Here is a 20,474-nt window from a genome sequence, read left to right on the forward strand (position 1 = left end):
CAATAAATTATTTTAGGTTTGTTGTTGTGAGAATGCTCGTTCTTTATGCTAGAGCCGCGTTGTTAAAGAAATGATTGCTCTTTAGCAAGTAAATAGTAATATAGCTTAGCAATAACATTCAAAAATCTATAATAGGGAGTTTTTATGATCAGTACAGAGTTTTAATTACTTCGTTAATTGTTGTGCTAATACCAGGTACAGGTGTTATCTTCACAATATCAGTAGGCTTATTTCAAGGTTATCGAGCTAGTTGTTATGCTGCTTTGGGTTGTACCTTTGGAATTATACCATCACTACTTGCCAGCATTTTTGGTTTAGCTGTAGTGATTTACACAAGCGCAATAGCATTTCAAATAATTAAGTTTTTAGGTGTTGCCTATTTACTTTACTTAGCTTGGTCTATGTGGAAAGAAACAGGTTCGCTTATATTAGATGAGAAAGAAGAAAAGAATAATTTATTAGATGTCGCATCGAAAGCCTTTTTAATTAATATATTGAATCCTAAGCTAACATTATTTTTTCTCGCTTTTTTACCTCAGTTTATTCCTCAACATGCTGAAGCGCCCTTAAATAATATGCTGTTACTTGGTGGAGTTTTCATGGTGATGACCTTATGTGTTTTTATTCTTTATGGGTTACTCGCTAATAGCATTCGTGGATATATTATTAATTCTCTTGTAGCAATGAAGTATATACAGCGTACTTTTGCAGCTAGTTTTGCGATGCTAGGGGCTAAATTGGCAATGACCGAGCGTTAGAAATAAAACTGTGCTTATTTTAATGTAAGTCCTAGTTCTTTTATTCGTCTTGTTAATGCATGTTTTGATATTTTTAAATCAGCGACCATTAAATCTAGTTGCTGATTGCAATGCTTATAACTCTGCATAATTTCATCCGTGTTAAAGTCAACTGGAGTTTTCAAATTGTATCGCTTCATTAGTTCATAAATTGAAGTTCGAGAAATATTCAGCTGACTAGCTGTTGCTTGAATTTCCCATAAATTCTCCTCTAATCCTTTTTCTAACTCATGGCAAGAAACTGTGCTAGGTTTTCTTTTTGACACTTTGGTTTCTAAAGACTTGCTACTGATTGATTGCGTTTCTTCATCAGATGTTAATCGTTCTTGAATTTGTTGAGATATAATTAATTGATTTGACTGACTACTGTTGATTAATAATTGTTTCGTTATATTTTTCAATTGACGAATATTTCCTGGCCAATGGTAGTTCAATAGTAAGGACATTAACTTTGTTGATAACCAAGGCACAATAGATTCTGACTGCTTTTGCCTATAATAAGCTTCAAAATCTGATATTTGCTGTTTGATAAAATGTATCAATAATAACCCAATATCTTCTTTTCTTTCATTGAGTGAAGGTAAATGGATTTCATAGCTAGCAAGTCGATGTAGAAGTGGGAGTTTAAATTGATCCTTTTGACCAAGCATCTCAAGTTTTGCATCGGTGGCAGCAATAATTCTAACATTTACTTTTTTTGGAGTATTACTACCAACAGGATATAACTCTCCAGTTTCAAGTACACGCAATAACATACTCTGTACTTCTATAGGTGCTTCTCCAATCTCATCTAAAAATAATGTACCTTGATTAGCAGTAACAAAAAAACCTGCTCTCTCTTTATCAGCACCAGTAAAAGCACCTTTTTGAGTTCCAAACAATTCAGCAGCAGCTAAAGAGGAAGGAATTGCTCCTAGGTTAACTTTAACAAAAGGTTTTCCTACACGGTTACTTTTTTGATAAATTGCTTCTGCTATTAACTCTTTGCCAACGCCTGTTGCACCTCTAATTAAAACAGGTTCATCAATACCTTTTAAGTTTTCTAACTGTATTTTTACCGCATTAATGAGTGGACTATTTCCAATCATATTAAAATGCTCTTTGGCATAAACTTTATTTTGCGGCAGTGATTTTAGTAGCAATGTAATGCGCTCACTCAATTCTATTGCTACTCCTATAGCGAGTTGCTCATTTGTGATTTCCAGGCTTGAAGTAATGAGCGTATTATTGATGAGCACCTTGATACTACTTTCACTACAATTCAATTGAATTTTTCCATTTTTTAACAAAGATAGATGGATCGGCTTGCGGCTAATATAAGGATCTGAAAGTGATAAACCTATTAGGCTTCCAGTATTTTTAAAGTCAGGATAGTTTCTGTTTAAAGCTAAACTTTTTCCAGTTAATAATTCATTCATCCAATAGATATCGCCAATTCTGTCGAGATCAGGGTGACTTTGAATAATCAAAGCTGGAACAATAGATTCGTTTGTTGCAGTACTAGATATTGAATTTATCTTATCAATAATCTCATAACGTAATGTTTCTATGTTTTCTAATTCATCAGGCATTTTTTTCTCTAAAAAAATTGTTCCAAGATTGTTTGAAGTTATTTTAATTAATCGAACCTTGTAGTGGATGATTATATAGGAAAAAACTTTTAAAAAGGTAGTGTTTGACGTCAAAAATAATTTTTCGACATGTCAAAAATTAAATAACAGCGAATTACTGATATCCGACACCTTAATTTATGCGGATAGAGCAATGTGAATTAGTTGGCAAGGATTGTGCTATTACAGTTTTAACCGAGTGATTATTAAAATAAATAAAACAGGAAAGTTTAAATGTTAAGTAAGCCGTTTGTATTTCTGAATAATAGTGATTCATTATATCTCAAAAATTCCATGTATATATTTTTTTAATAAATGTTGGTAAGCAAACAATTTTTGGTTAGATAACTCAATAAACAACTTTTCAAGATGAAGCTCATTATGCATCACATACTTTTAAGCAATACCAACATGTAGCTTAAATAGGTAATTAAACGAACAATTTTAAATTGAGAATATTATGAATAGTATAGAGTCATTACCTGGATTAAAAAAATTATGGGCTGAAACAAAAGGCAGTACTGAAATTTGCATAGCAGTACTTGATGGGCCAGTCGATAAAAGTCATATTTGTTTTAATACTGCACAGTTGAAGCAAATAGATTTTATGGCGTTAGGAAATGCTGGGATTGATCCCGCTTCACAGCACGGAACACATGTAGCAAGTATTATTTTTGGCCAACATAATACTAACGTTAAGGGAGTTGCACCAGGTTGCCGAGGAATAAGTATTCCTATTTATTCTTCAAAAAATGGTGGCAGCCTTAGCTGTTTGCAACTTGACTTAGCTAGAGCGATTAATCAGGCGATTGACCAAGGTGCGCATATTATTAATATCAGTGGTGGTGAATTAAGTGCTAGCGGAGTCGCCGATCCTATTCTTGAAAAAGCAATTAGACGATGCCATGAAAATAATATTTTATTGATTGCTGCAGCTGGTAATGATGGTTGCCGTTGTCTTCATGTTCCCGCATCGGTCTCATCGGTTTTAGCAGTAGGTGCTATGGGGCACGATGGTACTGCATTAGATTTTAGTAATTGGGGAGAGATTTATCAAAAGCAAGGGATCCTTGCTTTAGGTGAAAATATTCTGGGCGCTGTATCAGCGACAAGAGAGAAGGTAATTCAAAAAAGTGGAACTAGCTTTGCGACGCCTATTGTATCTGGTGTTGCTGCGTTACTATTGAGTTTACAGCTTGAATATAAGCAAGAGTTTGATCCGCTAAAAATTCGTCAAATATTATTAGAGTCTGCAGATGCCTGTGGACCACTAATAAATATAAAGCCTGATACAAACTGTGAAAAAATGTTAGCTGGAAGATTAAATATCTCTACAGCTTGTAAGTTATTAAGAGCGTCTGTTGATAAAGATGATATCAATAATAAAGCTAAATATACCAAAGTAGAAAGTGCTAGCCTTAAAAGAGTTGAGGTAGTTCCACAAGATTTAATTCAGTCTAATTTAGCCTCTAATTCTTCTATTCAAACCAATCTATTTACAAAAACAAACCAATCTGAAAAAAGGAGTTACGTTATGTCTGAAAATCCATATATTCCCCAAGAAGCAACTGATGCTGCAGAGATCAACGATGTTGTTAGTAATGAGGCCGATACTAACAATTCAGGAGTTCAAGCTGCCGAGCTGACATCATCACAAGATACAGAGATAGAATTACCGGTATCGACAACTTCGACTATTGAAGCGAGTGAAGTTACCGCTTCTGATTGTAGTTGTCAGCAAGGTGAAGCGGCACCAGGTATCGCTTATGTCTTAGGTCAACTTGGCTATGATTTTGGTACGGAATCTAAGCGAGATTCGTTCTTGCAACTTGCTGGAACTGATGTTCACAACCCAAGTGAATTACTTAAGTATTTAAAAAATGATCCTGCTTCTGCTGCAAACATATATTGGACGTTAAGTCTTGATGCGACTGTTGTTTATGCGATTCAACCTTATGGTCCCTTTGCTGCTAATGTTTATACTCGTTTACAGGAATTTCTTGATGAACAAATTAATCAAGGTGTAGAACGTGTTTCTATACCAGGGTATGTCAAAGGTTCTGTTCGACTACTGAATGGCCAACAAGTCCCAATTTTATATCCTGACTTAAGAGGTATGTATAGTTGGTCAACAGAACATCTAATAAAAGCTATTTGTGGTGAAAGTCCGAAGGAAGCAAAAGCATTAGCGTTGCATGCGAAAAAGGTTGATGGTGTGCAAAATTTTCTTGAGCGAGTTTATTATGAAGTACGTAATTTAGGCGTGAGTCCTCAAGAACGAGCGATGAATTATGCTGCGACCAATGCTTTCCAAATAGAAGACGTTTATAACAAAGCCATAGAGAATGATATGAAGCTGGATAGTATTGAGGTTGAACGTAGTCCAATCTGTCGTCCTGGTTCTGATTGTTGGGATGTGAAGCTCGGCTTCTTTAATCCATCTAAGCGCCACGAACAAGCTCGACATGTCCATCGTTTTACTATTGATGTGAGTGAAGTTATTCCTGTTACTGTTGGTAAGCCAAGACACTGGGATGTTTATTAATTTTCTTAATTCACAATATAGCTTAAAAAAATCAATTTTATCAAGGAATATAAAAATGATATTACCTAATCTAGCTAAACCGATAATACGTAATCTAGGCATTGTCACAGGTATCAAAGCAAGCATTTTTCCATCACAGCAAACTTGTTGGAGTAGAAGAAAGTGTAAAGGTAAGGTGCTCAATCATCGAGATCGACATAACTGTAAAAACAGTGGTGGTAAATCTTGGAATGATTATCAAGGAAACTGTTATAACAATATATAGCTATTCAACTAGTGAGGTTTTACCTCCTAAGTATTTTATTTTGTTGTATTAGTCAAATAATTGATTTGTATCTAATGCTTCAAGCTAAAATAATCGAATTGCGGGAGTTCGATTTTACGCGCATCATTTTGAGCGCATTAAACTTTAGCTTTTCGTCCCGGGATAGCTATTCATTTTATTTGAGGAATTTATTATGAAATTACCAATACAATCTAAACCAGTTATGCGTCAAGCTTATGCTAGTAATATTGCCGCGGATCAAAATGGATTGGAAGCACAAAGTGTTTGTACCGTTGCATGCGATACAGCAAAGGCTCTTTGTTATGCCAGTCCTGTTCCGAATTTTGCATGTGACTTAGCATACAAGGCTTGTATGGCCCTTTGCTAACATTATGTTAGTATTTAAGGCGGTGATTTCTTCATCGCCTTTCATTAATTGATTAAGAGCAATAGAGGAATATATACTTGGAAAATTTGATTATAATTTTTCTTGTTATGAGATTAGTTTGACGTTTGAAATAAATAGGTTTTTAATGTCAATACATATAGCATCGAGGAGATAAAAATAATGAAAGAACATAATGGTGACCTTACTGTTACTTTTTGTGGTTGTAAGGTAACTTATGATCCGTCATCGGCTGAAGTAACTGTTGGAAAAAACATTGTTTTAGTGAATAACAATACCGTTGAAGAACTTGTTAGTTTTGGTCCTTCAACATTACTTACTTGTAGCTTACCTGCTAATAGCCAAATATCATTTACAGCTGAAAATTCTGGGAGATACAATTTCAACTTTAAAAAGGCGGTTGGAACAGATCCTTCTGGTGAAATTATCGTTAACGATCCACCTTCTCCTCCACCTCCTGTTTGTTAACTAAAGCAGGATAGAGTTTTTTTATGAGGCTGTTTAACTTGTCCAACGTTAATTTGGTTATTTTGTTATCCTTTTTATTGTTATGCCAGTGTATTAAATGTTGTTGTTGGTGACTCCATAAAATAGAAGGTGGTAGTTGCTTTATTTGTGAAAAATAGGCATTAGCTGATTCGAAGGAGTTGTTTGTAGAGTGCCAGATAGCTTTTAATAATAGACTTCTATCATCTGTTTTATTAATGTCTTTTATTGTTTTATGAGAGACCGTTTTTTTCTCCAATAAACGAAGTGTCAATTCATCTATTTTATTGTAGTCCGAAAATTGATTGGCCGTATCTATTGCTTTGTCTGTTTTATGGACTAATTCTTTTGAAAGTTTGCCAGAAAAAAAATCGAGCTGACACCAATTGAAGTAAATAGAGGCTAGGGTTGCATGTAATATATGATTGTTGGGGTTTTTATTAAGAGTTTCTTTTATTCGCTTGGTCGCATTGTTAAGATGTTGATGATAGTCCATTCCTTGTTGCCATAAATAAACCGCTTGATCACTTTCTAACATGGCGAGTTCATTGACTGCGAAAGGATGTTGTGAGCCGAGTGTTAACGCATTATTAATGAAATACTCCGCTTGTTTTATTGCTGTTTTATTATCTTCAAATAAGATATCCTTTATTTTTGCTAGCCTTCTATAACTCATTCCTAAGTAGTAGTTAGCGACGAAGTGGTTTTTATTAAGTTCTATAGCAACTTGATATTTTTTTATTGCATTATTGAGCTTGTTTTTTGCTTCTATTGGAGAAGTAATATTTGACCATAACCGATAGGTTGATCCTACATTAATGAACGAAGTAATTCTATCTGGTTTTAGTTGTAATGCTTTATTATAAGCGTTCACCGCTTTCTCAAAATAATCTATACTAGTCGTCGTTTGATGTTCTGAAATACTTGTCGCATAAGTTTTTAATAGATTTCCATATTCATTATAATAAAAATAACCTTTTTGAGATGGAGTTGTTTCTTCAAAAGCATTAGAGGCTTTTATAAATGTGTTTTCTATATTTAAGTTTCTTTCTTGTAATAATGAAAACTTATTAGTATAGGCTAATGCTAGCCATATGTTTTTAGGAACTGTACTTTTTTCTTTAGCTAAGGTTAGTTGCTCAATCGCTTGATTAATGGTTTCTATTGGGTTGCCGGAATGTTGATTTTCATAGTGGCTTTTAAATAATAATAATTGACCATGATACAAGTAAGTTTGTTCGTTTTGAGCGTTAATTTCTTTAGCTATTTCAAGAGATTTTCTTAGCACAGTGGATTCTTTTTTAAAATCTCCCATTTTTCCATAAAGAAAGCTGGTTATTCGCGTCATATAAAGACTAATTGTTTTTAATTGTAATTGAAAATCAGATGGTGCAATTGCTTGTGCTTGTTGATAACTATTCAAAGCCAAGTTTGTATATTGAGTAATTTCTCCGCTTAAATGAGCGGCACTTGATATTTGAGATTTTGCTTGATAAATATCACCTATCAATACTTTATGCTGATAAAACCAGGTAGGGAAGTTATTGGTTTTTTTTAGAATGGCTAGAGATTTATCATATTCATCCAGATAAAAATGGAGCATTGCCTGTGCATAGGAAAGATAGGGGGATGCTTGTATACCATGTTTTAAAAGCTGAATGGCAGGTTGACGATATTTTTTATCTAAAGCTACTAGCTTTTCTTGACGTGCTGATTTATCAGGTAAGTTATTGATAGTGTTTTTTTGTCGTTGATAGATTGCACCATTGGTTAAAGCAAGAAGATAAGCAACGCGTGGCTGTTGAAAGCCTGATTGCCATGCTAGGTTAATACTTGTAAGCGCTTTATCATAATCTTGTAGTGCGTAATACATACGTCCAATAGCGTAATGGCCTGGGCCATAAGCAATTTCTCCTAATTTGTTCATTTTGTTTTCTATTTCTTTGATTTCATTTTGCCACTGTTGTATTTGTGGTGAAATATCATGGCGCGGTGCCATATAGGTAAATCTGACTCTTGCTTCCATGTTTTCTACATCGGCAGAAAATTCTTGAATAATGTTTTCCCGTATTCCTTGCTGATGATTTAGATAGATAAACCAGACGGCACTGGCCACAATCGTGATAAAAAATAATGAAGTCAATAAAACAATCAATTTGTATTTACGGAGTTTTTTGCTCACTTTGTAGGACCAACCACTATAGTCCTGTATAGGATCGCCATTTAGGTAACACATGATTTCATTTGCTAATATTTCAGCAGATGAATAACGTTTCTCAGGATTAACCTGTAAACATTTAATGATGATGGTTTGAAGATCTTTAGGTATATTGGTTGAAAATGTGTAAGTCTGTTTTTTATAGTTAAAAGAATTGTTAGATTGCACTGTATTGGAATCACTGAATGGATTTGGAAGTTTTTCTGTGAGTATATGATATAAAGTAGCCCCGATGGCATATATGTCTGTGCGATGATCGATTTCGCTGATCTTTGATGCTATTTGTTCCGGAGACATATAATTTGGTGTGCCTAAACCTATGCTTTCAACAATTTGCGTTTCATTTTGTTCGCGATAAGCGAGTCCAAAGTCAATGAGATATGGTGTTATTTCATTATTATCAGAAACCTCTACTAAGATATTTGATGGTTTGATATCCCGGTGAATAATGCCTTGTTTGTGAGCTTGTTGTAAACCATTGAGTATTTTATTGATGACTAATAACTTTTGTTGAATAGTGAGTTGGTTATATATTTTATGCAATGCTTGTCCATTAATATATTGCATAACAATATAGATTTGTTTTTGTGACTCACAAATTTCATGAATTTGGCAAATATTTGGATGTTTAATTTGGGCTTGTAATCGAGCTTCCCGAAGTAAAAAAGGGGCTTGGAGCTGATCGGTAGAATTTAGGTGTTTTAATGCTACTTTTCTTTGCAACTTATGATCGTAGACAAGGAATACTTCTCCACCACCACCTTTTCCTAAAATACTAATATATTCAAATCGAGAACCAATACTTGGTGGAAGTTGATTGGTTGTATTTTCTGGTAGTATTTTTTCTAAAGCTGTTTTAGTCTGTCTATCATCAAGTGCTGAAAAGGAGTTAGGCTTGTTTTTCATAAACTGAAAAATCTCATTATAAAGTATTTATATTTAATGTTGTTTTGAGATGATATGTAAGTTATTAGCAATAATAGCCTGTATTCTATCGATCTATTTCATTAATTGTAAATATTATTTAATTTAGATGATATTTTTAAATCTCTTTTAGAGAATTTTTATTGAGAAGAGGAGTTTTTTTCTTGGTAAAATGATTCGGTAGTATCTTTATTTGCTAGAAAACTCATATTGGATTTTGTTTATCTGCACTAGCAATGCTAGCGCTGCTAGGTATTTAATTGGCTTTGATTGCTATTATATAAATATAATGTCAAACGAGTTCAAAGTTTATGAACTCGTTTTGAGAAGAAGGTTAATTTCTTAAAACTAATTCAACTCTCCTGTTTTTTGCTTTGCCATCTTGGTCACTATTACTAGTGACTGGGCTGTATGGACCAATGCCTATGGGGGTTAACCTTTTAGTATTTATTTTATATTTTTTTACCAGAGTCTCTTTAACCGAGTTGGCACGGGCTTGACTTAATTTTAAATTGTAATCATCATTGCCACTATTGTCGGTATGGCCAACAACATAAGCCTTTATTTGAGGATTGTTTTTTAGGTAAGCAGCAATTGCGTTTAAAGCATTATTTGAGTCTTGTTTTAGTTCGCTTTTATTATACTCAAAGAAAAGTCCTTCTAAAACAGCTTTTCCGTTTTGATTGATATCTCTATTAAGCGAATCGGGGGTAAGAGTGATCAATCCTGTTTTCATTGGTTTAGATTCTACAACATGTTGTTGCAACCAAGAGGACTTTCCACCTTTATTTAAGGCTAATAGGCTTACATATATATCACCTTGTGGGCGTTGCCATTTTCCGACCCAATATCTAAAACGCCTTTTTCCATGCATGTTACTAAGCTCGACAGTTTTATATTTTTGACTGTTATGTTTGTTGAATAGAACGTGGGCAAAACTCATTCCACAGGCTTCTTGTACACATTGAAATATTTTTTTAAAACCTTGCTTCTTTAATGCTTGTGTATAATTTTCCATTGCCTGAAAGTCAGTAACATTGGATGGTAAACGATAGACTAGTCCGCTTAGCTTACCTGTTACTCGTTGTGTCTGCATTTTCTTTTTATAAACTGGAGATGTTGCGATATAAAACTCATCAAAGTCGAAATTATTGTAGTTATAAATATAACTGTCAGGATAACGAGAAATTAAAGGGTGATCTTGCGAGCCCTTTTTATCTTTGCGAGCAGCATTAACTTCAATGCTTGCGATTGAAGAGAGTAGTATAAAAAATAAAACATACTTCATACTAAATTTATGCTTAATAAATATCATAAATATAAATCCTATAGAATAAGTCATTAGTACTGCTTATTTTTTATAAGCGATTTCAATACTAACTTCTACTTTTTTAGATGAGCTTGGTAGCTGAGTAATAGTAACGTGAGGTGTTTTTTGATACAAAACCATGTCTTTTAAGGGATCAAAGTTTTTAGGTATGTTTCGCATAAAAATAGTTAAACCTCCGGTGATTTCTTTTTTATCAAACTCAGGTAGTTTTTTTGCATAAAAATCAATAACCTTTTTTATCTCTTCTGAGGAAGTGAACATTGCTACCGGTAGTGTTTTTTCCTCTCCAATAATGAGTCCATCTTGATAGTGAGACATAATTTGACTTTTAGGAAAAATTGGTAGTGTAACCAAATGCTCCGTATTTTTACTGACAGCTTTACTTAAAGCCAACATGTCGTCTATTGCTTTTTTTCCTTCTTGTTTTTGTTCTTCAGTATGTTTTTCGAATTCTTCATCTGATAAATTAGAATAGTCGATATCTTTGGGCTCATCGTCTGCAAATTGTTCTTTACATTTTTGTATAATAGAATCGCTTAGCTCCAAGCGTTGTTTGGTTTGGTTTTCAAAACAGTCATTCATTGCATCTTCAGATATTTTATCAAAACTTTGTTTTCCTTCGCCTTGGCTTTCGAAACAATAACGCATGGTATTACGTTGAGCATTTAAAAACTTTGATTTCGATACGCCAAGACATTGACTAATACCATCTAAATCAATACTTTCCTCCATTTGTTTTATTGAAAATTCTATTAGTGCGTCGGTTTGGTTAGCTTTTAAAGCTGTAGTGCTATTGAGTAATACTCCTGCAGCTACTGTTAGTAAAGTTTTTTTCATTTTAGTGCTCCATTAATTGATTTTAGCTAAACTTATTTTGTAGAAAAATTAATACTAATTGTTATATTGGTATCTGGTTGTGTTGCTAAGGTTTGTAATTCGGGTACAAAAGACAAAAATTTACTTCCAGAATAATTACATGTTAAAGTTAAGCTATCTTGGCTTGATGATTCTTTGAGTCCAACGCAATATTGATGAATTAACTTTACATTTTGTTTGTATATCTTTTGTAGGTCTGCGGCGTAGTCCAAAGCTTGCTTTTTATAGTTAAAGCCGATTTCTATTTCACTATAAGGATATTTTTCAACCGCCTTAGGATCTGGAACTGGGTATAAATTAAACTTTATTGGTTCATTATTGATACTTTCATCTTCAACAACAACAGGACCTTTATTTCGGTAGGTGAGTACATTCTTGTTTTTTAGTTTCATACTAAAGTCTATGAATAAATCTAATTCATAGCCAAAACCATATTCTGATAAACGCATATTTTTTATGCGTAGATTAGTGACTTTTCCTTCTCCACGGTGCTCTCCTTGGTTTCGCACAACATCAATCGCATTAGGTGTTTGATAGTCATGCTGTAAATGATAATTGATCTGACCATTTATAGTGGGGGGAGGCAGGTTTTCCTTGTATTCGTGGTAATAAGGGCCATCGCTGTAAGCACTACTTTTTATTTCATCGGGTTCGTCAAAAATGAATGGGTTGGATAGGTCAAATGTGACACCTGTTTCTCTGGTTAAAGTCGTTTGTAGATGGTAGCTAAATTGTGTGTTGGCAATACCATGTTCTGTTTTTTCGGTTGATTGGCCTTTTTGCTTAATTGACACTTTTATGGTCACCTCACCTCGCCGATAGGAAGGTTCGGAAATTTCTTCTTTTACTGTTTCTCTATAATTATCTTCAGATGAGCGGGTTATGTCTTCATCGAGTAGTGGCTCTTGTTCTGAACACCCCAATAGATAGATTAAAGGAACAGTGAATAGTAAATGTAGTATGAATAATATTCGTATTTTCATATTTATATTTTCAAATAAAGATTCAAAGTGTTTGATAGCCACTCTTGTAAGAATGGCTATATCATTTCAACATGCTATCAACTAATAGCTATGCCTGTTTTGGGTTAGGACCAAATGAGTTTTCAGCATGACTATCTTGTGCTAAAAATACGATTAGCACGATACCACCGACAATTGGTATAAGAGATAGCAGCTGCCACCAACCACTACGGCTTGTATCATGGAGCCTTCTAGTGGCAATGCTGATGCTCGGAATGAGCATGACTAAGATAAATATCAGACTGATAAACATTGTGCCTAATAGGCTATCAATAATATTTAATGCGATATAAATGATTAAGTAAAATAACACAAACATCCAGTATTCTTTGCGTCTGGCACGGCCATTGAAATCAGCAAACTTTTTTAAAGCACCCAAAAAATATTTCATTTCTATTCCTTTTATTTATAAAAAATAACTACATTTAAAATAAAAACGGCTACTCTTGGAACAAAGTCTATACTTGCCAAGTAGCAACTGTACAACCTATCAAAGGTTGAAAAATAGTATTAAAAACAATCGCTTGAAAATAGTACATAAACGAAAAATTTATGTACTATAGCGAATTTCTCTTGTTTTATTTAGGCTTAATTGCTGTTTTCTAGTTGCTGTCTAAACTGTTTAGGGGATAATTGGTTAATTGCTTTAAAACAACGTGAAAAGTAACTTTGTGAGTTAAAACCGACTTGTTCTGCTATTAGTCCAATTGAAATATCTGTATTGGCTAACAATTGCTTGGCTTGTTGTAATCGGTACATTCTGAGGTAATCCATTGGTGATAAGTCAAATAATGCCTTCATTTTTACTTGTAATGATCGTACTCCAATGTGCAATGATTGAGCTAAGTCTTCTGTAGAAAAGTTGACTTCTGCATAATTAGCGGCCATAACTGTCTGCAAATTATTAACAAAAAGAGTATCTTTTTCTGAAAGAGCATCGTTAGTTTCAAATAAACTTTTTTCTGAGTCGGTTACTTGTTGAGTAAGAGAGCGTCTGACTAATGTTCTAATATGAAGTAAATTGTTAACACGAGTCAGTAATTCTTGTTCATCAAAAGGTTTGGTTAAATAATCGTCAGCTAAAAGGTTTAAACCATGTAGTTTACTTTCGCGATCATTTTTGGCGCTTAATAGTAATATTGGAATATGACTGGTTGCCATATTATTGCGAATGGCTTCGACTACTGCAAAGCCATCTAGTAATGGCATCATGACATCACAAACAATAATGTCAGGGTATTGGGCTTGGGTAATCATGATACCTTCCTCACCATTTTCTGCACATGAACAATCGTATTGTTGAGATAAAATGCTTTTAAGGTAGCGACGCATTTCAGTATTATCTTCGATAATTAGAAGACTTTTTTTGAGTTTCAGGTTATTGTTTGCTGTTATTATATCTTTCTCTTCATTACCGTCATCATTTGCAGATCGTAATGTTTGTGGTGTCGTTAATTCTTGCATATCCTCATTAATGAGAAGTTTTTGGCTTTTTAAGTTTTCAACAAGCGGCAATTGGATAATAAATTCACTGCCGACATTAAGTTTACTTTCAACGGTAATATGACCATCGTGACGAGATAGTATTTCTTTAACGAGTGTTAAACCAATCCCTGTTCCTTGAATATGGTGACTTGAGCTTTCTACACGTGAGAAACGTTTAAATATATTTTCTAGTTCTTTTGGACTAATTCCAACTCCTGTATCTTTGATGCTAATCTCTGCCTGTTGAATGCCTTTAGATGATAGGTTCGCATTCGATATTGTGATTGTGATTTGTCCTCCAGCTTGTGTATATTTGAAAGCGTTTGAAATGATGTTAACAAATAGCTTTTCTACTGCATCAGGAAACATGTATACCCAAAGTGGTTTTTGCGACTTATCAATAATGGTTATTTGAATATTTTTTTCTTCAGCTAATGGTAGAAATGATTGATAAATAAAATTAATAACCGTTTTTAGCTCTTGATATTTAAACTTAATAGAGTCGTTTGATTGAAGTTGTGTTAAATCTAACATTTGATCGACCATATCAAGTAACCGATAACCATTGCGTTGAATCAATTTTAGACTTTTTCTTTCATTAATACTGGTGGCATTTTTAATCAGTTTATTTAATGGACCAAGTATTAGAGTTAATGGGGTACGAAACTCGTGAGAAACATTACCTATTAATTTATCTTTTGTTTCAGCAATTATTAAAGCGGCTTGTTTATCTTTTTCTGCTATTTTCCTGTGGTATATCAGCCAAATCACAGTTAAGAGAATACCTGAGCTGACTATAAAGTAGAGTGTATATGCCCACCAGGATTTCCAGGGAGGAGGAAGTATAATAAGTTTTAAGCGGGCTTCTTTGGGGGTCCATAAACCATCTTTATTGCTTGCTCTTACACGAAGTTGATATGAACCAGCAGGAATGTTGGTATAAGTTGCATAACGTTTTTTATAATCAGTATAGATCCACTGTTGATCAAAACCTTCAAGCTTATAAGCATATTGGTTACGCTGAGGGCTTACTAAATTTAACCCTGTGAACTCGAATGAAAAAAGGTTTTCATTATGCGTTAAAGTGAGTTCTTTTGTTGTGCTAATCGAACTTTCTAACTGGTATTGAGTTTGTTTAGTAAGATATTCTCTATCTGGCATTTTTATGGGAACTGACTGATTAAATAGTAAAAAGTCAGTTAATATTACTGTAGGCGCAACAGGGTCGGGCTTTAACTGTTGTGGGAAAAAATGATTAAAGCCATTACTTCCACCAAAGAAGAGCTCACCTTGTGGACTTTTAAAAGCTGAACCAGGAAGAAATGAGTTACCTTGTAATCCATCTTCAGGTAAATAGTTTTTAAACGTTTTATTTTGGATATTAAATTTTGATAAACCATGACTGGTACTTAACCACAAGTGACCACTGTTATCTTCTAAAATGCCCGAAATATGATCGCTGGCTAAACCATGAGTTTCATTATAGTGAGTGAAAGTTTGCGTGTCAGTATTAAAATGATTTAGACCTCGCATAGTGCCAATCCACATTGAGCCATTTTTATCTTCGTGCAAAGATAAAATAATATTAGAACTAATTGCGACTTTTGATTGGGAGTTTTCTTGGTAACGAATAAAACCTTTAGCGCCAGGATCTAACCGATTAAGTCCTCCTCGTGTGCCAACCCAAAGTCTTCCTTGCCGATCGTATAATAATGAAATAACGGTATTTTGGCTTAAGCTATCGGCTTTGTCTGGTTGGTGATGATAGTTAGTGACACTACCGTCACTGGGGTCGAATAAATCGAGCCCTTTGTTACTTCCTATCCAGAGTTTGCCATTTTTTTCGCTTTTAATAACATATAAGTAATTTGAAGTTAGTCCATTTTTTATTTTGGGATTATGTTGGTATCGTGTGAAGTTTTTTTGTTTAGGGTTAAATTGATTTAATCCGCCTCCATAGGTACCAATCCAAATATTTCCTTGGCTATCTTCATGTAGTGCAAACACATATTTATTACTAAGACTTGAACTATTGCTAGGGTCATGTTGGTAGTGCTCAAAATTTTTAGTTCCAGGAATAGAACGGTTGAGTCCGCCGGTTCTTGTGCCTACCCACAACTGTCCTTGGCTATCTTGTAGTAGTGAGCGAACAAAGTTATCGCTCAAACCTTTTGGATGTAACTTGCTATATTGATGATGGTTAAATAGTGATCTTGATGGAATCATTCTATTAATGCCTCCACCATCAGTGCCAATCCACAAGTGTCCATATTGATCAGAATGCATCGATAAAATATAGTTGGATGATAGGCTGTTAGTGTCTGTTTCACTATTTTTATAGTGTGTAAAACTACCCTCAGAAAGATCATAAACACTTAAGCCTTTACCATAAGTGCCAATCCATAATTTGTTATCATTACTAGCATAGAGTGAGAATACCCAGTTATGACTTAAACTATTTGATTTGTTGGGATCGTGTTGAAAATGAGTAAAGGTGCCTTTTTGCGGGTTAAAACGATCGAGTCCTGTTAGCGTTCCAATCCAAAGGTTTCCTTGGTTATCATCTGCTAAGGACCAAATACTTCCTTTGGTAATACTATTAGGGTTAGCTGGCTGGTGTTGGTAGTGAATAAAATCTTCTGTTTTGGGGGTGAATAAATTTAAACCACTATAAGTACCTAACCATAATCTACCTCGTTTATCTTGATGAAGAGTCCTTACCATTCCTGGACTTATGCTGCTTGTTTTGTCTTTATCATGTGTAAAATGAGTAAACTCGGTTCTTGCTAAATTGAGTCTACTAACACCGCCAGCTTCTGTGCCTATCCATAGTTGCCCTTGATGATCTTCGAGTAATGACCAAATTCGGTTATCACGTAAACTATTGGTGTTATCTTTTTCATGTTTGAAGTGAGTAAAGCTTTCTGTGTTAGGTTCAAAGCGATTTAAACCACTTGCCGCGGTTCCAAACCATAGCCTACCTTGTTTATCTTCTAGGCAAGCTGTTACCCAGTTACCTGACAGAGAGGCTGGGTGCTCTGAATATTTGTAGTGTTTAAATTGATAGCCATCATAACGATTAAGACCACTTTGAGTGCCAATCCATAAAAAGCCATTGCTATCTTGTAAAACACAAGATGCACTACTTTGTGATAAGCCTTCTTTGATGGAGAAGTGATCAAAATAAAGGTTATTTGAAGATGCAAAAGAGAGAGAGGGGGAGAGCATCATCAACATAGCGCTTAGTAGGAAGCTATATAAGTTGAGTTGGCACTCTAATACAGGTAGTTTTAACCTCATCAATAATTTTACTTTTTTAGTTATCAAGTTTATGCTCATTAGAGTATATCTCTGATTGTGTTGTTCTGGTAGTGTTAACTGGCGTGTTAAGCATTGTTAATGTTATCTGGTCCGCTGGTTAGCAGCTATTGAGAGATGATAGTGAATGTGACTGTAAAATTAGAGAAATAATTAAACGATATTATTGGTTTTGATTTAAAAGCTTAGTTACTGGTAAACTGAGGGCTGGTTATTTAGAGCATGGCTTATTTAATTAAGGAATGTCAATGAGTTATTCATTAATCTATTAATTATGTAGATACAGTCGTTTTTTCATTGAATAGATTGAATCGCTTAAGAGTCAATATGGTTATAAAAGTTTGTTGTTCCATTAGTGTTGTTGTTCCATTAGTAATATTTACTGATTTGAGGAAATGCTATTGAAAGTTGATGATATTCGAGTTTTTATTCCCAGCAAAGATTACGAGCTTTCAAAATCTTTTTATCAGGCCTTAGGTTTCAACCTGACCTTTGAGTCAAGTGAAGTCTCAGAATTAGTGAATGGTGAATGTTCTTTTTTATTACAAAACTTTTATCAGGTAGGGGTTACTAGTAATTTAATGATTCAGTTGTCTGTATTAGATATTGAGCAAGTTCATTCTAAACTCCAGTCATTAAGTGAGTTCAATATACGATTTAAACCACCCAAAAATAAAGCCTGGGGAAAAGTTATTTATCTTTGGGGGCCTTCTGGAGAGTTATGGCATATTACCGAGTTTTTTAGTAGCTATAGCTAAATCACTATCAATTGACACAATAAAAGCCGTTATTTTTGCCGCTCTTTTCGTTGTCTGACTTGTCCATAGAGCGGCTATGCACTGCGCCAGACGCCTTAATAGTGACAAAAATCCCTGACTTTTCTCTATGCCAATTGATAGTGATTTAGCTACAATTGACAACTTTATCGTTTAACCGTTAGTTTGCAATATTTTATAAAGAAATAGAATGCTTTATTAAATTGAGGCTTCTGAACTTTAGGTTTTGCAGGATAGGTTTTTTCCTCTAGAATTTTCATGAATACCATCGTTATTTTTATCGGTTGAAGTTCTAATTCTTCCGGCTTTTGTAATAATTAAAGCTCTAGCTAGACTTGGCGTTTGTTTTAAACAAAGCTCAAAGCTGCCATTTTGATGGTTTGTTATACCTGTTTCATGCCACTGAAAAGAGCTTTTTTTACCAAATGCCCGCCAGCGCAGTTGAAAGTTTGAGTCATTCAATTGGTTTTGATGGATTTTCTTCTCATTCGAGTCAAATAGTCTATTTTCATTGAGATCAACAAATACCATATAGCCTTTCGACCAATCTTTATCACATTGTTTAAAGTCATTGGTTGGACAAACGGTCACTTTTTGATGTTGAGTAATGGCTGTCTTTCTAGCCAGTTGTAAGGTTGAACGTAATTGTATTGATTGACTGATAAGCTGTTTTCTATCTAAAAACTGGCTAAATGAAGGTAATGCAAAACCAAAGAGAATGAGCATGATGCCAATGGCAAAAGTTAAATCAATTAAGGTAAAGCCTTGTTGTTTTATATTGTGATGTTTGATTGTAATTAACATGGTGCATCCTTATACCATTATTGGATATTGAGGGAGCATGATAACGAATCATCGGGTAAAAATAGAACAGTAAATATCTCCTATAGGTATATGTGAATGACGATGCGATCGTGCAGAATAAACAATATTTAGATGTGCGAGATCGGCTATATATGAAGTTTTATTATCGGTATTAATCTATTTCTAGCTTTTTTAGTTTATATCTCATTGCTCGAAAGCTGATTCCCAGTAATTTAGCTGCTTGAGTTTTATTGCCGTTAGCTTCTTTAAGCGCTTGGGTGATTTCATTGGTTTCAATTTGCTCTAGGTATTCATCAAGACTTAAATTTCCACGATTACTAATGCTATTTTGATTTGAGTGCTCTTTTTTTATTGAGTGAGTCTGAGATACTGGTAAGTTCAGATCTTCTGACTGTATTTGCTCACCACTGCATAAAGTGATGGCTCTTTCGAGTATATTTTCTAGCTCACGAATATTGCCTGGAAAAGGATAGTTTTTCAGTGCGGCTAATGCGGCATCTGAAATATTAACTTGTTCAGCGCCATGTAGCTGAGTTAATTGTTTGAGCAAATAATCGGCAATTTTAGGAATATCATCAACTCTTTCCCTCAAAGCTGGCACGATTAACTCAATGACATTAATCCGATAGAATAAATCTTGGCGAAACTCTTCGGTTTCAACCAGAGCTAATAAGTTTTTGTGGCTAGCACTTAGTATTCTGACATCAATCGGTATTTCTGTTTCGTTCCCAATAGGTCTGACAGTTTTTTCTTGAATAGTTCTGAGTAGCTTAACTTGCATGTTGAGTGGAAGTTCAGCGATTTCATCAAGAAAAAGAGTTCCACCATTAGCTGACTGAAACAAGCCTTTTTTGTCATTTATAGCACCTGTAAAGCTCCCTTTTTTGTGGCCAAAGAATTCACTTTCCATTAACTCTGAAGGAATTGCGCCACAATTAACGGGCACAAAGGGGGCATCTGCTCTAGGGCCCTTGAAGTGAATTAATTTAGCGACCAGCTCTTTTCCTGTGCCTGATTCTCCATGTATATAAACTGGCGCTTGGCTTCTCGCAAGCTTCAAAATTGTTTGCTTGAGTTGTTGCATTATCGGTGTATCACCGATGAGTTGTTTTTTTGTTTTTATATTGGAGTCAGCAGAAGTTTTGGTTGGATTATTCAGTTTTATGGCTGTGCTAACCAGGTTTTTTAGTGAATGTAAGTCAACGGGCTTAGATAAAAAATCGAACGCACCAGCTTTCATTGCTTCAATGGCAATCTCCATATTTCCATGAGCGGTAATTAAAGCAACTGGGATTTCGGGGTGTTTTTTCTGAATATATTTAATTAGTTCTAGCCCATCTCCATCAGGTAATCGCATATCGGTTAAACAAACATCAAAGTGTGTATTGGTTAAATGATGGTAAGCTTGACTTAAGTTTTCAGCTTTACAAGTATCAATTCCCATACGCATTAGTGTAATGCCAAGTAATTGTAATATATCTGGTTCATCGTCGACTATTAGCGCCATTGGTGCTTTTGTCATGTCAAAGTTTCCATTTTTGTCAGCTTAAGAATAATGGGGAGTTCGATTACTCTTTGATTTTATAAAACT

At 34.4% G+C, this 20,474-nt stretch carries 15 protein-coding genes; 6 read left to right on the forward strand and 9 right to left on the reverse strand.

All coding sequences use genetic code 11. The annotated features are described in order from the left end of the window. Positions 1 to 182 precede the first annotated feature (182 nt). Entirely contained in the window at positions 183 to 758 is a 576-nt protein-coding gene (locus ACT5E3_RS10555) for a LysE family translocator (RefSeq protein ID WP_444998270.1), read from the forward strand. A gap of 14 nt (positions 759 to 772) precedes the next feature. Here the strand turns inward: ACT5E3_RS10555 and ACT5E3_RS10560 are convergent, their stop codons facing one another. Further along, positions 773 to 2,368 carry a sigma 54-interacting transcriptional regulator gene (locus ACT5E3_RS10560; RefSeq protein WP_444998271.1) on the reverse strand — a complete coding sequence of 532 codons (1,596 nt, stop codon included), beginning with the start codon at positions 2,366 to 2,368 and terminating at the stop codon, positions 773 to 775. Positions 2,369 to 2,867: 499 nt separating this feature from the next. On the opposite strand from ACT5E3_RS10560, the gene ACT5E3_RS10565 reads away from it, so the two are divergent. From ACT5E3_RS10565 to ACT5E3_RS10580, 4 genes are all read left to right on the forward strand, one after another. Further along, positions 2,868 to 4,952 carry a PatA/PatG family cyanobactin maturation protease gene (locus tag ACT5E3_RS10565; protein WP_444998272.1) on the forward strand — a complete coding sequence of 695 codons (2,085 nt, stop codon included), beginning with the start codon at positions 2,868 to 2,870 and terminating at the stop codon, positions 4,950 to 4,952. 55 nt (positions 4,953 to 5,007) lie between these two features. Next, positions 5,008 to 5,217 (forward strand): hypothetical protein, encoded by a 210-nt coding sequence (locus ACT5E3_RS10570; RefSeq protein WP_444998273.1) that lies wholly within the window; start codon positions 5,008 to 5,010, stop codon positions 5,215 to 5,217. A gap of 193 nt (positions 5,218 to 5,410) precedes the next feature. Beyond that, complete coding sequence (locus tag ACT5E3_RS10575; protein WP_444998274.1) at positions 5,411 to 5,605, forward strand: hypothetical protein; 195 nt, start codon at positions 5,411 to 5,413, stop codon at positions 5,603 to 5,605. A 180-nt stretch (positions 5,606 to 5,785) separates the two neighbouring features. Further along, the gene (locus tag ACT5E3_RS10580) at positions 5,786 to 6,091 is read left to right on the forward strand and encodes a hypothetical protein (RefSeq protein WP_444998275.1); all 306 of its coding nucleotides are present in this window, start codon (positions 5,786 to 5,788) and stop codon (positions 6,089 to 6,091) included. On the opposite strand, the gene ACT5E3_RS10585 is transcribed toward ACT5E3_RS10580, so the two are convergent. From ACT5E3_RS10585 to ACT5E3_RS10610, 6 genes are all read right to left on the reverse strand, one after another. Beyond that, positions 6,054 to 9,233 carry a protein kinase domain-containing protein gene (locus tag ACT5E3_RS10585; RefSeq protein ID WP_444998276.1) on the reverse strand — a complete coding sequence of 1,060 codons (3,180 nt, stop codon included), beginning with the start codon at positions 9,231 to 9,233 and terminating at the stop codon, positions 6,054 to 6,056. The two genes, ACT5E3_RS10580 and ACT5E3_RS10585, sit on opposite strands and share 38 nt — an antisense overlap. 352 nt (positions 9,234 to 9,585) lie before the next feature. Beyond that, complete coding sequence (locus tag ACT5E3_RS10590; protein WP_444998277.1) at positions 9,586 to 10,566, reverse strand: DUF4892 domain-containing protein; 981 nt, start codon at positions 10,564 to 10,566, stop codon at positions 9,586 to 9,588. A 36-nt stretch (positions 10,567 to 10,602) separates the two neighbouring features. Then, positions 10,603 to 11,418, reverse strand: coding sequence for a hypothetical protein (locus tag ACT5E3_RS10595; RefSeq protein WP_444998278.1), 816 nt, complete (start codon positions 11,416 to 11,418; stop codon positions 10,603 to 10,605). Positions 11,419 to 11,450: 32 nt separating this feature from the next. Further along, on the reverse strand, positions 11,451 to 12,440 hold the full coding sequence (locus ACT5E3_RS10600) for a hypothetical protein (protein ID WP_444998279.1): 990 nt from the start codon (positions 12,438 to 12,440) through the stop codon (positions 11,451 to 11,453). A gap of 88 nt (positions 12,441 to 12,528) precedes the next feature. Next, complete coding sequence (locus ACT5E3_RS10605; protein ID WP_444998280.1) at positions 12,529 to 12,870, reverse strand: DUF805 domain-containing protein; 342 nt, start codon at positions 12,868 to 12,870, stop codon at positions 12,529 to 12,531. A gap of 197 nt (positions 12,871 to 13,067) precedes the next feature. After that, positions 13,068 to 17,303 (reverse strand): hybrid sensor histidine kinase/response regulator transcription factor, encoded by a 4,236-nt coding sequence (locus ACT5E3_RS10610; RefSeq protein ID WP_444998281.1) that lies wholly within the window; start codon positions 17,301 to 17,303, stop codon positions 13,068 to 13,070. Between the two features lie 380 nt (positions 17,304 to 17,683). Between ACT5E3_RS10610 and ACT5E3_RS10615 the strand changes: the two genes are divergently transcribed. Beyond that, a complete protein-coding gene (locus ACT5E3_RS10615) occupies positions 17,684 to 18,040 on the forward strand; it encodes a VOC family protein (protein ID WP_444998282.1) in 357 nt (118 codons plus the stop codon). Between the two features lie 237 nt (positions 18,041 to 18,277). On the opposite strand, the gene ACT5E3_RS10620 is transcribed toward ACT5E3_RS10615, so the two are convergent. Together ACT5E3_RS10620 and ACT5E3_RS10625 are read right to left on the reverse strand one after the other, a co-directional pair. Further along, entirely contained in the window at positions 18,278 to 18,862 is a 585-nt protein-coding gene (locus ACT5E3_RS10620; RefSeq protein WP_444998283.1) for a GspH/FimT family pseudopilin, read from the reverse strand. A gap of 172 nt (positions 18,863 to 19,034) precedes the next feature. Then, a complete protein-coding gene (locus tag ACT5E3_RS10625; RefSeq protein WP_444998284.1) occupies positions 19,035 to 20,405 on the reverse strand; it encodes a sigma-54-dependent transcriptional regulator in 1,371 nt (456 codons plus the stop codon). Between the last annotated feature and the right edge of the window lie 69 nt (positions 20,406 to 20,474).

It is taken from the genome of Aliikangiella litoralis (assembly GCF_052495765.1).

Excerpts from the sequence above, each read along its gene's own strand:
- ACT5E3_RS10560 (WP_444998271.1), bottom strand. The coding sequence starts at position 2,368 with ATGCCTGATGAATTAGAAAACATAGAAACATTACGTTATGAGATTATT.
- ACT5E3_RS10565 (WP_444998272.1), top strand. The coding sequence starts at position 2,868 with ATGAATAGTATAGAGTCATTACCTGGATTAAAAAAATTATGGGCTGAA.
- ACT5E3_RS10570 (WP_444998273.1), top strand. The coding sequence starts at position 5,008 with ATGATATTACCTAATCTAGCTAAACCGATAATACGTAATCTAGGCATT.
- ACT5E3_RS10575 (WP_444998274.1), top strand. The coding sequence starts at position 5,411 with ATGAAATTACCAATACAATCTAAACCAGTTATGCGTCAAGCTTATGCT.
- ACT5E3_RS10580 (WP_444998275.1), top strand. The coding sequence starts at position 5,786 with ATGAAAGAACATAATGGTGACCTTACTGTTACTTTTTGTGGTTGTAAG.
- ACT5E3_RS10585 (WP_444998276.1), bottom strand. The coding sequence starts at position 9,233 with ATGAAAAACAAGCCTAACTCCTTTTCAGCACTTGATGATAGACAGACT.
- ACT5E3_RS10590 (WP_444998277.1), bottom strand. The coding sequence starts at position 10,566 with ATGATATTTATTAAGCATAAATTTAGTATGAAGTATGTTTTATTTTTT.
- ACT5E3_RS10595 (WP_444998278.1), bottom strand. The coding sequence starts at position 11,418 with ATGAAAAAAACTTTACTAACAGTAGCTGCAGGAGTATTACTCAATAGC.
- ACT5E3_RS10600 (WP_444998279.1), bottom strand. The coding sequence starts at position 12,440 with ATGAAAATACGAATATTATTCATACTACATTTACTATTCACTGTTCCT.
- ACT5E3_RS10605 (WP_444998280.1), bottom strand. The coding sequence starts at position 12,870 with ATGAAATATTTTTTGGGTGCTTTAAAAAAGTTTGCTGATTTCAATGGC.
- ACT5E3_RS10610 (WP_444998281.1), bottom strand. The coding sequence starts at position 17,303 with ATGAGCATAAACTTGATAACTAAAAAAGTAAAATTATTGATGAGGTTA.
- ACT5E3_RS10620 (WP_444998283.1), bottom strand. The coding sequence starts at position 18,862 with ATGTTAATTACAATCAAACATCACAATATAAAACAACAAGGCTTTACC.
- ACT5E3_RS10625 (WP_444998284.1), bottom strand. The coding sequence starts at position 20,405 with ATGACAAAAGCACCAATGGCGCTAATAGTCGACGATGAACCAGATATA.